8 protein-coding genes and 1 pseudogene are annotated in these 14,012 nt (G+C 43.8%); 7 read left to right on the forward strand and 2 right to left on the reverse strand.

Going from position 1 to position 14,012, the window contains the following annotated elements:
• Positions 1 to 207: 207 nt before the first annotated feature.
• Entirely contained in the window at positions 208 to 3,234 is a 3,027-nt protein-coding gene (locus ACEW8F_RS11420) for a methyl-accepting chemotaxis protein (RefSeq protein WP_373483595.1), read from the reverse strand.
• 443 nt (positions 3,235 to 3,677) lie between these two features.
• Between ACEW8F_RS11420 and ACEW8F_RS11425 the strand changes: the two genes are divergently transcribed.
• Together ACEW8F_RS11425 and ACEW8F_RS11430 are read left to right on the forward strand one after the other, a co-directional pair.
• On the forward strand, positions 3,678 to 4,346 hold the full coding sequence (locus ACEW8F_RS11425) for a PspA/IM30 family protein (RefSeq protein ID WP_373483596.1): 669 nt from the start codon (positions 3,678 to 3,680) through the stop codon (positions 4,344 to 4,346).
• A gap of 4 nt (positions 4,347 to 4,350) precedes the next feature.
• Entirely contained in the window at positions 4,351 to 5,139 is a 789-nt protein-coding gene (locus tag ACEW8F_RS11430) for a GIDE domain-containing protein (RefSeq protein ID WP_373483597.1), read from the forward strand.
• An 84-nt stretch (positions 5,140 to 5,223) separates the two neighbouring features.
• Here ACEW8F_RS11430 and ACEW8F_RS11435 read toward each other — a convergent pair whose 3' ends face one another.
• Positions 5,224 to 5,709 (reverse strand): YbaK/EbsC family protein, encoded by a 486-nt coding sequence (locus ACEW8F_RS11435; protein WP_373483598.1) that lies wholly within the window; start codon positions 5,707 to 5,709, stop codon positions 5,224 to 5,226.
• 448 nt (positions 5,710 to 6,157) lie between these two features.
• Here ACEW8F_RS11435 and ACEW8F_RS11440 point away from each other — a divergent pair, with 448 nt between their 5' ends.
• The 5 genes and pseudogenes from ACEW8F_RS11440 to ACEW8F_RS11460 form a co-directional block, all read left to right on the forward strand.
• On the forward strand, positions 6,158 to 8,152 hold the full coding sequence (locus ACEW8F_RS11440) for a S8 family serine peptidase (protein ID WP_373483599.1): 1,995 nt from the start codon (positions 6,158 to 6,160) through the stop codon (positions 8,150 to 8,152).
• Positions 8,153 to 8,430: 278 nt separating this feature from the next.
• On the forward strand, positions 8,431 to 9,309 hold the full coding sequence (locus ACEW8F_RS11445) for a substrate-binding periplasmic protein (protein ID WP_373483600.1): 879 nt from the start codon (positions 8,431 to 8,433) through the stop codon (positions 9,307 to 9,309).
• Complete coding sequence (locus ACEW8F_RS11450; protein ID WP_373483601.1) at positions 9,309 to 11,726, forward strand: EAL domain-containing protein; 2,418 nt, start codon at positions 9,309 to 9,311, stop codon at positions 11,724 to 11,726. The genes ACEW8F_RS11445 and ACEW8F_RS11450 overlap by 1 nt, the downstream gene beginning before the upstream one ends.
• A complete protein-coding gene (locus tag ACEW8F_RS11455; RefSeq protein ID WP_373483602.1) occupies positions 11,710 to 13,518 on the forward strand; it encodes a DUF4153 domain-containing protein in 1,809 nt (602 codons plus the stop codon). The genes ACEW8F_RS11450 and ACEW8F_RS11455 overlap by 17 nt, the downstream gene beginning before the upstream one ends.
• A gap of 326 nt (positions 13,519 to 13,844) precedes the next feature.
• Positions 13,845 to 14,012 (forward strand): annotated as a pseudogene (locus ACEW8F_RS11460) (methyltetrahydrofolate cobalamin methyltransferase); the annotation flags it as partial.

Below are 14,012 nucleotides of genomic sequence, written 5' to 3' on the forward strand. Positions count from 1 at the left end.
ATCAATTGATTTAAAAAAATAAATAGAAACCGTTTGAAGGCGGTTGACAAATGAGGCATCAACACAACAATAATAACGCCACTAAGCCCCAAGGCTGTTCGGGTCGAACAATCTGGGGCTTAGCGATAATCTGAGCTAAACTGATTCTGTGAATAGTCATTTTGATAACAATTCTTTTAAAAATATTAAATCATCGATAGTGTGGCATTAGTATTTATCCATCTCCATATCATCCAAAAGGATGCGCGGTTCAGCGTTTGATTTTGCAGCCGGTGGTTCCGGTTTATAAACAGCGGCGGCTGTGAAGGTAGTTTGGGTTGCGGCTTTGACTTTAAAGGCACCTACCATTTCTTTGAGCATTTCAGCCTGACCAGATAGTTCTTCACTGGCGGCGGCGCTTTCTTCAGCTGTCGCTGAATTGGTCTGGACAACCTGAGAAACCTGTTCGATGCCCTGAGTAATCTGGGCGATTTCCGAAGCTTGTTCATTGGAGGCCTGGGCAATGTCGCCGACCAGACTGGTGACCTTTTCAATCTCATCTAGAATTTCTTTGAGGCTGATGGCTGTTTCATCGGCAATTTGGGTACCCATGTTGACCTTGTCGATGGAGCCTTCAATGAGACCGGTGGTTTCCTTGGCAGCTTCGGCGCTTCTGGCAGCCAGGCTTCTTACTTCTTCGGCGACGACAGCAAAACCTTTGCCATGTTGTCCGGCCCGGGCAGCCTCAACGGCGGCATTTAGGGCCAGAATATTGGTCTGGAAGGCGATGTCGTCAATAACCTTAATAATCTTGGAAATATCATTGGATGATATATTGATATCGCTCATGGCAGAGATCATTTTTGTCATTTGGGTATTACCAACTTCGGCATTGGTGCGAACCTCAATGGCCCGTTCGTTGGCTTCGTTGGCCCGCATGGCGTTTTTCTTAGTTTCGCCGGCGACCTCTTCGATCGAAGCGGTCAATTCCTGGATCGAGCTGGCTTGTTCGGTGGTGCCCTGAGCCAGCGCCTGACCACCATCAGAAATCTGTCGGGCTCCCACTTCAACCTGTCCGGCCGCCACATCAATATCGGTCATGGTATGGCTGAGATTGGCATTGATATCGTTGAGAGCCGTTTTAATCGCCTGGAAATCGCCCAGATAGTAAGTTGTGATTTCCTGATCAAGATTACCCCGACCCATTTCTTCCAGGGTACTGGTTATTTCACCAACATATTGGCTCAGGAAGCTGATCGTCTGGTTTAAGGCTTCTTTGATTTGGGCATGATCCCCACTGTAGTCGCCGGCCATTTTAGTATGCAGATTTCCCTGTGACAATTGGGTGAGGGTAGCCGAAGCTTCTTCGATGGGAGCAATGACGGCATCCAGGGTCTGATTAAAGCCGGTGACGATTTTTCCGTATTCACCGGGGAAGCCGGAGACATCGCCGCGATTGCTTAAATTACCTTCGATGGCAATACTGGCCATTTTTTCGGTTTCATTCACCAGATTGATGATATTTTGAATCATGTTCACCAGGGCTGGAATCAAGGTATCGTTGTCGCTGCGTTTGCCAACTTTTGTCAACACTTCCAGGTCCCGCATATCGCCATTGGCGATATTGGTTGAGATTTCAACAATCCGGGTTAAGCGGGTATGGACGTCGTTGATGGAATGGCCGATTTCAGCATAGATGCCCAGATAATTGGTGGACATGGTTTCTGAATAATCATTGACGCTCATTTTGGCAAGGACCCGGTTACTTTCTTCCAGGGCTCCCAAGCCATCGATACAGGCATTGATACTATTTTTGAGAGTATTAAAGTCGCCATTATAGGACACTGTGATTTTTTCTGGAATTTGTCCTTTGCCGATGCGATCCACATAATCGGCCGCCACATTCAGAGGGCCTACCACCGCATCAAGGGTGTTATTGACACCGACGACAATGTCTCTAAATCCGCCTTTGAAATTTCCTGCATCACCCCGGGTGGATAGCTGTCCGGCCACGCCGGCCTGGGCCAGCAGGGTGGTTTCGTCAATTAAACCCCGGATCGATTCAATAGTCTTTTTAAGGGCCGGCTTGATTTCATCCTGATTGTCGATGATTTCAATAGTAGCCGAGACGTCGCCATCAGAAATCCGGTTCATTAACTCAATGACCTCGGTTTGAAGGTTATCGGCAAAATTATCCATGGCCAGAGCCATTTCACCGATTTCATCATTGGTTTCCATACTAAGCCGGGCACTTAAATGACCCAGACCCATTTCTTTGATCATATGATTGACTTTTTTAATCGGATCGGTAATTCGTTTAGCGATGAAATAGCAGAAGATAATACTGACGGCTAAAACGGCGATGGAGATCAGTATACTGCTTAAGATGGCGCCAGGCAGGGCGGCCAGAACTTCGTCGGATTCGACCGCCAGAACTACGGTCCAATCCATACCTTCCACCTGTGCAGAAGCCATGTAATACTCCTGATTGTCGAGGGTATAGGTTGTGGTGAACGAATCCTGTTCCAGAGCTGATCCAATCGCAGCGCTAAGCTCTTTATAATTGGCATCTGTTTCTGACAGCGTAATGGGATTCATCTGATTGACAACATTATCCCGGTCGGGATGAGAGATCGCCGTCCCGGTTGAATCGACAATGTAGGTATAGCCGGTTTCGCCGAATTTCATCGTATCAGTAATGTCATTTAAAAACCAGGCATTGGCCACCGCAACCAAAACCCCGGTGATGGTACCGTTTTCATAAATCGGTACCGAGTAGGCCATGATCAAGGCGCCATTATCATCGGGATTTACACTGATAACCGGATTCATGGTTCCCCGTTCACCGGCAGCGGAATCATGAAAATAATCCCGTTTGGTGATATCCACAATCTGCCCCCGGTCACCGTAGCTGTCAGAAAGGTAAAGGTTACCATTGAGATCGGAAACTCCAATGCGAAGGAAACGATCGGAACTGCTGACGTCAGTTTTCAGCATTGCCATTTTTTCATTAATGGGTACGCTGCCAGAAAAAATTTTATCCCGGGAAGCGATTCCTTCGAGATAAATGTAATTCTGTTCGTTGCGGCTGCTGATGATTTCAGCTGAATTCTGCGCCTGAGTGTTTAGTGATTTCTCAGCTTCAGTCACCACGGCATTAGTTAATGCATTAATGGAGACAAAGGTAAAGACGGCACAGACAACCAGAATCAGTCCGGAAAAATAAATCATCAGTTTTGTTCGAATGCTTTTCATTGATACCACCCCTTTTGTGTAAAAAATAATCTTTTCCGATTGCCATTGAATGATCTCTTTTGGATCAGTTAAAAATTTACTTCACACGATATCCTCTTTTCCCCGGTTGATCAATGGTGAATCCTGTCAATTAATAGAATTTTTTAGGAAAAGAGATTCGTTTTAACTAGTATACCCGTAAAGAAGTATTTCATTCGTTATTTTTGACAGGGGATGGAATAATCTAAAAAAGATACTAGTGTTAAAATACCATCAGCTTCACGTAAATTTAGTGGTATTAATTTAAGCTTATAACAAAAAAAGCAATAGACTTATTTTCTCAGATTTGTTAAGATGAAGATACAGAAAAAGGCGATTTGATTGGAATCAGGCGATTGTCAGAAACAATCAATTAGCCCAGGCATTTTGCCCTGAAATAAAAAAACAAATAGCAGGAGGAAGAAATGGCAATTTTTGAACGTCTTAGTGACTTGTTAAAGGCGAATGTAAACGACATGCTGGATAAGGCTGAAGATCCGGAAAAAATGGTAAAACAGATTATCATTGACATGGAAGCACAGGTTAATAGTGCCACCCAGGCATTGGGTGCGGCTATGGGCAGTGAAAAGCAGGCTTTAAAACAATTGGAATCGGCTAAATCAGCTTCAGAAGACTGGGCTAAGAAAGCCAAAACTGCATTATTGGCTGGCAATGAGGAGCTGGCAAAAAAAGCTCTGGCGCAAAAAACCAGCGTCGATGGTGATTTGGTTCAGTTCCAGGCAGCCTATGACTCCATGAGCTTGCAGGTTGGCCAATTGAAAGACCAGGTGCGCCAATTAAAAGCTAAGCTGGAAGAAGCCCGGATGAAACAGAACATGCTGATCGCCCGTTCTAAAATGGCCGACGCCCAAAAAAGCGTTAGTACCTCGTTAAATAGTACCGACAGCACCAGCGCCTTTACTAAACTGGATAAAATGGAACAGAAGGTCAATGCCAAAGAAGCTGAAGCTCAGGCATTTACCGAAATGGCTGGGGAAAATACCAGTCTTGAAGACGAGTTTGAAGCACTGGAACAAACATCAGCCGTTGATGATGAACTGGCCAAGCTTAAAGCAGAATTGGGAATAGAATAAAACCATGGCTTATATTATTGGAATACTGATAATGGTTGCCGGGATTTTCTACGCTTTTTACGTGTTGAAAAAAAGCAAGACAAAAGCTCAGGAAATTCAGTTTCAACAAACAACCTGCATTAAAGACGTTTTGGATATTGTTGGCGATTTATCCAGTTTGGATGAAAATTACCGCCATTACAGTGAGGTGAAGGGTCACCTTCACAGCGTATCAGGGGATGTGGAAGCACCCTTTTCTCAACGGCCGGTGGCCTATTATGAAAATGAGGTATTTTCCGTTCATGAAGAAACCAGAACTGAACGGGATGATGAAGGAAACACCAGAACCATTACCGATAAGGTGGAAAGCTCTTTATCCAGCGAAAAAAGTCCGGTGGAGGTTTATCTTTCAGACAGCAGCTCAGATGAAAAAGTCTATATCGATATGGCCAGCTTCGGTGGCGATGTCGATTTAATGCCAGGCTGCAACCGCATGGAATCATCTGACTCCAACTGGGTTAGAGATAACTTCAATTTTAGCTTTTCAAACTCCCGCGGATCACGTTTTCTGGGCTATCGCTTTTTTGAAGAAATTCTCCCCGAGGATCAGCCGATGTATATTCTGGGTGAAATTCATAAGCGGGGAAACCGGCTTTATGTGGGACGATCGGTGACAACCAAAAAACCATCTCACGTGACCTATAAGTCAGAAGATGAATTGCTGGATGATATTAAAAACGAAAAATTTATCGCATTGGCGATTGCGATCGGTAGTGTCATTGCCGGAATTGCAGTGATGTTTTTATTCTCCTAGACCAAATTTGTTTTGGTAATGACTGAATTTAAAATAAAGACCCTGATGATTTAATCATCGGGGTCTTTTGCCGTAACGATAAAATCAGGCTATCTCTTTAGGTTGCCAGTTTTTGCAAACATCGGACCACTCTATGCTGTTTGAATACTTTACCAGTTCATCAATTGTCAGCTCAATGACGCTGTTGCTGCTGCCACAGGCGGGAAAGACAGTTTTAAAGCGCTGCAGCGATTGATCCAGATAAACATCTACATCAGCATTGATGGCAAAGGGACAGACGCCGCCGATTCCATGACCGATGCAACGGTCCACTTCTTCCGGGGAGAGCATCTTGGCCTTTGTTTTGAAATGAGCCTTGAACTTGGCGTTGTCAATTTTGGCATCCCCGGCGATTACCACCAGCACACATTTTTCCGCCAGTTTAAACGACAAGGTTTTGGCGATTCGCTCCGGAGCACATCCCAGGGCCTGGGCGGCCAGCTCCACCGTTGCCGATGAGGTTTCAAATTCCTGGATCCGAGAATCCAGATCCCATTGTTTAAAATAGTCCCGCACTTTTTCAATTGCCATTTTACTAAACTCCTGTTCATAGCAGATTTATTAACCGAAATCAGTTGATTTCAATTTTATCATATTTTAATTTCAAGAACAAATGGCAAAAAAACATCTCGAAATGTTTTGAATGAGTTGCCATAAAAAAGCTTCCAAGTAAAAAAGCAGTGATCCCGGATGGATGCACTGCTTTTTTTATATTAGGAATGAAAAGAAAAAGGGGAGATGTTTATCTCTTGTCTAAATAATACCTTTCTAACCTTTAGAGAAACTTGGAATTCAGTAATTTTCAGGAAAAATTATAAGAATTAGAAGAGCATAAACAATTAGCGATTGATAAAAAGCTATCTTACAGGTATAATTTAATATCAGAAAGAACATACGCGGGTCAAAGTAAAAAAAGCAGGAGCAATCCCAAAACAGAATCACCTGGTAAAAAAAACAGAAAGCGCAAGAGGTAATAGCTATGAAATTTAAGAAGGCAATCGTCTTCCTGTTGGCAATGGTTTTAATTGGAAGTTCCTGTCCGCTGGGGGTGATGGCAGAAGGTCAGTCGATGGTCATTCAAAGTCTGGATGAAGTCTCAGATCTTGACGACAATTCAAATATTAATAACCAGATCATCGTTATTTATAAGGATCAGGCCAGGATTGGGAGTCTTGCTCTAACCAGCCAGGACATTAAGGGCGGCGAAACATTAAGTGATCAGGTGGATATCATCGAAGTTGTCGATTCTGCTGATCCGGATGCCCTCGTCGCCCAGTTATCCCAGAACCCCAATGTTCTGGTGGCGGAAAAAAACAGCTATATTCAGACTTCCGCGTTACCAAATGATCCAGATATATCCAAAGCCTGGCAGTTTGAACGGATTGGTACCGATGAGACCTGGAACAAGGTCAATAATTCAGAAACGGTGGTGGTGGCCGTTATTGATACGGGTCTCAATACCCTACATCCTGACATTGCCGATAATGTGGTACACGGATATGACTATGTTGATGGCACCACCGACATGGTAGATTTATCGGGTCATGGTACACTGGTTGCGGGCTGTGTGGCAGCGGTGGCCAATAATGGCATCGGTATTGCCGGAATCACTGGTGCCGCGAACATCAAGGTTGCCCCCTATCGAGTTGGTGGCGGGTTTGATGGTGATAAGAATCTCGATGTGGGTTATATTTGCGCTGCCTTGTATGATGCGGCAGCACGTCCAGATGTAAAAGTCATCAATATGAGTTTTGGCGGCTATATGGTTTCGGCGGCTTTGCGAACGGCTGTCGAAAATGCCACCAATGCCGGTAAGGTGCTGGTGGCGGCGGCGGGAAATGAAGGCAGTAACGCCAATTACAGCGGCGAACTGGCGGTTCCGGCCTCCTATAATGGTGTCATCTCAGTGGGCGCCACTGACAACACCAATAAAATTGCCTATTTTTCTCAACATAACAGTCTGGTTGATTTGTGTGCTCCTGGCTATAAGGTATTCTCAACTAATCATGACGGCACCTATGAAGAAGCTTCGGGCACTTCTTTTTCAAGTCCCATCACCGCCGGAGCCTGTGCGGTTTTAATGGCAGCGGATCATACGATGACCAGTACCCAGGTGGAAACCCTGCTTAAAGAAACAGCACTGGATTTTGGCGCTGCTGGCAGAGATGACTACTATGGCTACGGCATGATTCAGCTGGATGCGGCCATGGCCAGGGTTACACCCAGCAATCCATTAACTATCGACACCTTTACGGTTGATAAACCAACGGGACAAACCCTGGGCACCTTGCTTACCCTGAGTGCCGCGGCCAGCGGCGGTGAAGGGGATTACACTTACGGGTTTTATTATGAATTAAATGGCCAAATCACGACTATCCAGGATTATAGCAGTGCTGCTACGGCAGCCTTTACGCCAATCGAGGCGGGAATCTATACCCTGTCGGTGCAGGTGCTGGACGGAAAAGGCAATACATTAAAAGAATCTATTGTTAATTATGTGGTGAAAGATAAAGCGGCACCAGCCATTGAATATCGAACCCATGTGCAAAATACGGGCTGGCAAAGTCTGGTTGCTGATGGCGCGGTCAGCGGAACCGTAGGGAAATCCCTGCGGCTGGAAGCAATTGAGATCAATACCATTACCCAAAACTATGACCTTGGGGTGAAATATAAAACTCATGTCCAGAACGTCGGCTGGCAGAATTTTGTCGCTGATGGCGCTTTAAGCGGAACCGCAGGGAAATCCCTGCGACTCGAAGCTATCGCCATCGAATTAACTGGTACTGACGCCGATCTTTTCGATGTTTATTATCAGGTGCATGCTCAGAACGTTGGTTGGATGGGCTGGGCCAGCAATGGTCAGCAAGCAGGAACCGCTGGTTTTGGCTATCGTCTGGAAAGCATCCGCATTGAGATTGTGCCCAAGGGCAGTACTGCTCCAGGATCGACCGTTAACCCATTTATCGAAAAGTGATTTAAGCGATCGTGGCAAAAACCAGTTAAAGATAACTAAGTTGAACAGACCAGTGTAAGCTGGTCTGTTTTTGGTTGTTAACTGAAAATGAGTTGAAGATAAACATATCGAGGTTTAATAGGAGTTGTCCGAAATTTTACATTTATAACTGGATGAAAAGGGTATAATAAGAAAATAGCCAATGCTTTTAAAATGTGACAAATGTGCGTGCCGCTACTATATAGCAATCACCGTTGGGATTCAATTCAGGTAATAACTGAAGACATAGGAGAATGACCATGATAAATAATAAATTTCAAAAGGCCAGGTTAATCATTATTTTTTTGTTATTGGGAGTAATCAGTCTGGGTGGATGTACGACAGCAAAAAATGAGCAGGATCCTGCGGATTTAACAAATTCCCGGATAGAAAGCACAGCAAGCAACGAAAACCAGGCAGGTGATAAGATTATCATCGTCACCGGTGAATACGCCCCCTATACATCCGAAACGGTGGTAGGTTATGGGGCATTCACTCAGATCGTTGAGGCTGTTTTAAGAGAAGGCGGACTGGAAAGTGAAGTAAGGTTTTATCCCTGGGCCAGAGCATCAGAGATGGTTAAGAACGGCGAAGCCTGGGCTTCATTTCCCTATGGCTATATAAATGAAATGGCCCAAGTTTACGATTATTCGGATGCTGTTATTCAAAGCCCCCACAAATTTTATTATCTAAAATCCAATGAGAAACTGGCCCGGGAAGGGGTTGGTTTTTCTAAAATCAGCGATTTTAGTAGCTTCACCTTTGGCGGTGCCAATGACTATTGGTATGGCGATAAAGCGACCATTGAGAACAGTGGCGTCAAGGTCGAGTGGGCCAATGATGTCGATGCGCTGATAAAAATGCTCCATGCTGGAAGAATTGACTTTTTGATTGAAGATCAACGGGTGGCTGATGAAGCCATTACCCGGCTTTTTCCCGAAGAGATTGATGCTTTTGCCACACTTCCCAACACGGCTTCCCAGCATGATTACTATCTAATCATTTCAAAAGATTACCCCAATTCGCAGTCGTATCGGGAAAAATTCAATGCTGCATTGCAGACGCTGAAAAACAATGGTACCATTGATCGCATTTTAATCGAAAATGGACTTAATTCAAACCAGCCGGAGGGTTTTTGATGAAGGTGTTTAAAACGAAAAAACTAAGTACTGCTTTACTGCTGCCAATTATTCTGACTGTGTTTGCGGCACTGATAGTGTTGACTTTTATTGATGTGGTGACACAAAAGAATCAAATGACTGACGATCTGAATCATGAGGCAGAGCGTATTTTAACCATGACAGCCGATGCAACTGAAGAAGCCTTTTGGACATATAACGATGTGAGTCTTAACAAAATTGGCGAAACATTGGCAAGCTATCAGGAGGTAGCGGCCATCACAATGGTGGACGCGGAGAATCAGGTAGTTTTTGAAACCAGCAAGGATTCAGAACCCTATCAAAGCAAGCATCTGTTTCCGGCATTTACTCAGGAAATTTATAAATATGATCAGAAAATCGGTGAAATAAAGTTGGTCTTTACTAACTATTATTTAACCCAGGCGATTTTCTTTGCCACCTTTCTGGGTTTTATCCGAACCATAATCATCAGTATAATCATTGTGGTGATGATCCTGTTTTTATCCAGAAATCTTTCCGAATCGATTGATGAGATTGCAGTTGGAGTTAAAAGATTTTCTGAAGGTGATACAAAAATCAGGATCCAGGTGAAAGACAGTCATGAAGTAAAGAATCTGGCTGATCGCATTAACAAATTGTTCGATGATATTCAGGAATCCCGGAGTAAATTAACTGAAAATTATAAAAAACTGGAAAAACAGGAAGAGGCTCTGCGTATTTCTGAAGAACGTTACCGGTATGCCGTGGAGGGTTCTAATGACGCCATCTGGGACTGGGATTTACAGAGCAACGAATTCTATGTTTCCCAACGGGGCTTACAGATGATCGGCGTATTGGAACAAAGCAGTATAAGTCTTGAAGCCTGGAAATGTTATATCCATTCCCAGGATCAATCCCATTTTGAGAATTATCTCCAGGGTTTTTATCGAAATGAAACAAATTTCGCGCAGATAGAATTCAGGGTAATTGGCAGCAAGGGAGAAACCCGTTGGCTCTTCTGCCGGGGCAAGGGAATCCTCGATCACAACAATGAGCTGATTCGGGTTTCCGGTTTTTATACTGATATTACCGATCGCATTAACGCCGAAGAAGCTATTCAACGACTGGCCTACTATGATGTGTTAACCGGATTGCCCAATCGTGCCATGCTTTTTGAACAATCCGATCAATTGTTTGCCGAACCGGAGCGGGCAGATAAAAGTGGCGCTTTGCTCTATATCGATTTGGATAATTTCAAAGCAATCAACGATACCAAGGGACATACCATTGGTGATCATGTGCTGGTAAACATCGCCAGGGAATTGGTTGAGGCCATTCGCTGCGATACCATCGCCAGAATTGGCGGGGATGAACTGGTGGTTATTGATAAAGACTGCACGATGATGGAAGCAAGCAAACTGGCCAATGAGATTATGGGCATTATCAGCAAGCCCTGGAATATCGAGGGCTTCGAGTTTAATATTACCTGCAGCATCGGGATTACCATGTTTCCAGAGGATGGCACGGATATCAATAAGCTGTTGATGAATGCAGATTCGGCCATGTACCATGCCAAGGAACAGGGAAAAGATCAGTTCAGATTCTTTGATCATAGCACCAACGAAATGATGGTAAGAAAAATTGAACTTCAATATGAAATCCGACGGGGAATCGCAAACCGGGAGTTTGTACTGTATTACCAGCCTCAGGTAGATTTTGCAACCGGTTTGATCTGCGGCGTGGAAGCGTTGGTCAGATGGCAGCATCCAACGCGGGGATTATTACTGCCATTTGAATTTATCGGCCTGGCTGAAGAATCAGGCCTGATTGTTCCGCTTGGTGAACAGATTCTGATGGCAGCATGTGAACAAAGCGTGGCCTGGGAAAAGGCGGGCTACGAAAATTTGGCCATGGCCGTCAATTTTTCGGCTAAGCAAATCAATCAGAAGGATATCATTGAAGTGATTTTTGAAATACTGGATAAAACCGGGATGCGTCCGGAACTTCTGGATATTGAAATCACTGAAAGTATTGCTATGGAAAACCTGGGAAATACCTTATCAATTATTAACAAGATTAAAAATCACGGAATTAAATTCTCTTTAGATGATTTCGGTACAGGTTATTCATCCCTTAATTATTTGCATAAATTACCCATTGATCATTTAAAAATTGACAAACAATTTGTTCAAGATATGAGGCCGGGAAGTTTTGAGGAAGTGGTGATTAAGGCTACCATTGAAATTGCTCATCGTATGAACCTGATCGTCATCGCCGAAGGGATCGAAACTAAGGATCAGTTTGAAGCGATCCTGGCCTTTAAAGGAGATCGGGCCCAGGGCTATCTTTACAGTAAACCGGTGCCGGCCCAGGATTTGGAAATTTTACTGAATATCGATTTAAACCCGGCAAAAAGGAGCGATGATGAAATTAATTGACAAGATCAAAGAAAAATTAAGCGGACTGGTTGAGGCCTTTTCCCGTTATCCGCTTACTGTAGCTTTTCTGACGGCGGCAGCAGTGGTAAACGCCATGGCTATTCATCAGGATGTCGATTATAGCAAATATTTACTGACCTTTCTGGTTGGTGCTTTTTTGGGGTTTGCTCTCCAGGCGGCCGGGGAGCGATTTTCTGACAAGACTTCTTATCGGATCGGTGGAATGGCTTTGTGTCTGGTTCTGACCCTGGGTTATTTTCTGATAGTTCGACAATACAACAGCACCAGTATGGAGACCTGGATTCGCACTTCGGTGGCTCTGTTTGCGCTGCTGATTACATTTATCTGGGTTCCGGTGATAAAAAGCAAAGTCACTTTCAATCAGAGCTTTATGGCAGCCTTCAAAGCTTTCTTCAATTCCCTACTTTTTTCAGGCGTGTTGTTTATTGGGATCACTCTGATTCTCACCGCCATTGATCTGCTGCTTTTCAGAGTGTCTGACAAAGCTTATCTGCATACCTTAAATATTGTGGGGATGTTGTTTGCACCTATTTACTTTCTCTCGTTGATTCCTGTTTATTCCGGAGTCGCGGATAAAAATAGGACCTCTGAACAATTAGAACATAATCGCGAAAAAGTTGAACGATCCAGCCTGTGCCCAAAATTTCTGGAGGTGCTCATCTCCTATATTGTCATTCCTCTGGTGACGGTGTATACGGTGATTTTAATAATTTATATCGCCAGAAACATCACCGGTGATTTCTGGACCGATAACCGCCTGGAACCGATGTTGGTAAGTTTTGCTATTGCGGTTATACTGATTTATATTCTGGCTTGCAGCCTGGAAAACAAATTTGCTGAATGGTTCAGGAAAATCTTTCCCAAAGTGCTGGTCCCCATTGTATTGTTTCAGATTGTCGCCTCGGTGTTGCGGATCCAGGAAACCGGGGTGACCCACGGCCGCTACTATGTGATTATTTTTGGTATCTTTGCCGCTGCTTCCGGCATCCTGATGTGTTTTATACCGGTGCGAAAAAATGGGATCATCGCAGCCTTACTGATCGGTTTTTCGCTGTTTTCCATTATTCCACCAGGGGATGCTTTTACCATCAGCCGAGCTAGTCAGGTTGGACGCCTCACTGATACTCTGATTGAGAACAAGATGCTGGAAAATAATACGACCATTCCCAATCCTTCGGTATCTGAGGCGGACAAGAAGATTATCTCCGACTCAGTCAATTACCTGGCCATGATGGAATACACCCAAGAGATTTCCTATCTGGGTGAGGATTTTGATGTTTACGAGGATTTCTTCGATATCTTTGGGTTTTATCGTTACGAGGAAAACGCATACCGTCAGGATTCTATTTATTTAAATCTGGATCAGCAGTCACCCATTGATATTTCTGATTACGAGACCTTTGTAGTGGCGAATTTCTATATTGATAACGAAAAACTGGATTCCGTTATAACAGAATTTGAAAACAACGGAAAAACTTACACGCTTACAAGAGATAAAACAGCCGTATCAGGGATGTTGGTCCTCTCCGATAAAACCGGGTCAGAGTTGATGCGGATTGATATGAAAGAGGTTTTTGATCACTTTGATACATCCCCGGGGGGCGATTATCAGATCATCAAAGACTCAATGTCGGCCGCAGAGGCGACTTTCACCCAGGAAAATGACCAGGCGGTCATCTCCCTGGTAGCGATGTTTTTAGCCATTGAAAAATCAGGTTCAGAACCAATATACAATGGTGATTTTTACGTCTTGGTTCATATTAAAAAGTAAAATTAAATGCATTTAAAAAAGCATTGACGTTCCTTTTCAGCGGTGCTATACTATGCATGTATAATTGTTAATGTAAAGACAGTGACAATTTAGGATGAGCCATAGATTTACGAAAAACCCTTAAAAATGTCTGATGAACAAGCTGTTTCTCAGTGTTTATCAATAAAGCTGTGCTTTGTGCTTGTATGAATGTTTGATTTTCAAACCCAATATCTCATGACAGAGTCGATACCGCATTAAAGTATCGTAAAATTGAGTAGTTGCAATTAGTTTGAAATCAGTTGAAGAGACTGAGTAAATAAAGATTACCAGGAGGTAAGAGTAAAATGATTATTATCGGAGAAAAAATTAACGGTGCGATTCCTTCCACAGCGAAAGCAATCGCCGCAAAAGATGGCGAGTTTATCAAAAATCTGGCCAAGATTCAAACCGAAGCCGGCGTAGATTATATTGATGTCTGTGCATCTGTAGATGATGATATCGAACTGGAAACC

The organism is Acetobacterium sp. (assembly GCF_041752335.1).
Classification (GTDB): domain Bacteria; phylum Bacillota; class Clostridia; order Eubacteriales; family Eubacteriaceae; genus Acetobacterium.

What these genes read in the sequence shown, in the direction of transcription:
- ACEW8F_RS11435 (WP_373483598.1), bottom strand. Translation starts at nt 5,709, where the DNA reads ATGGCAATTGAAAAAGTGCGGGACTATTTTAAACAATGGGATCTGGAT.
- ACEW8F_RS11425 (WP_373483596.1), top strand. Translation starts at nt 3,678, where the DNA reads ATGGCAATTTTTGAACGTCTTAGTGACTTGTTAAAGGCGAATGTAAAC.
- ACEW8F_RS11420 (WP_373483595.1), bottom strand. Translation starts at nt 3,234, where the DNA reads ATGAAAAGCATTCGAACAAAACTGATGATTTATTTTTCCGGACTGATT.
- ACEW8F_RS11440 (WP_373483599.1), top strand. Translation starts at nt 6,158, where the DNA reads ATGAAATTTAAGAAGGCAATCGTCTTCCTGTTGGCAATGGTTTTAATT.
- ACEW8F_RS11445 (WP_373483600.1), top strand. Translation starts at nt 8,431, where the DNA reads ATGATAAATAATAAATTTCAAAAGGCCAGGTTAATCATTATTTTTTTG.
- ACEW8F_RS11450 (WP_373483601.1), top strand. Translation starts at nt 9,309, where the DNA reads ATGAAGGTGTTTAAAACGAAAAAACTAAGTACTGCTTTACTGCTGCCA.
- ACEW8F_RS11430 (WP_373483597.1), top strand. Translation starts at nt 4,351, where the DNA reads ATGGCTTATATTATTGGAATACTGATAATGGTTGCCGGGATTTTCTAC.
- ACEW8F_RS11455 (WP_373483602.1), top strand. Translation starts at nt 11,710, where the DNA reads ATGATGAAATTAATTGACAAGATCAAAGAAAAATTAAGCGGACTGGTT.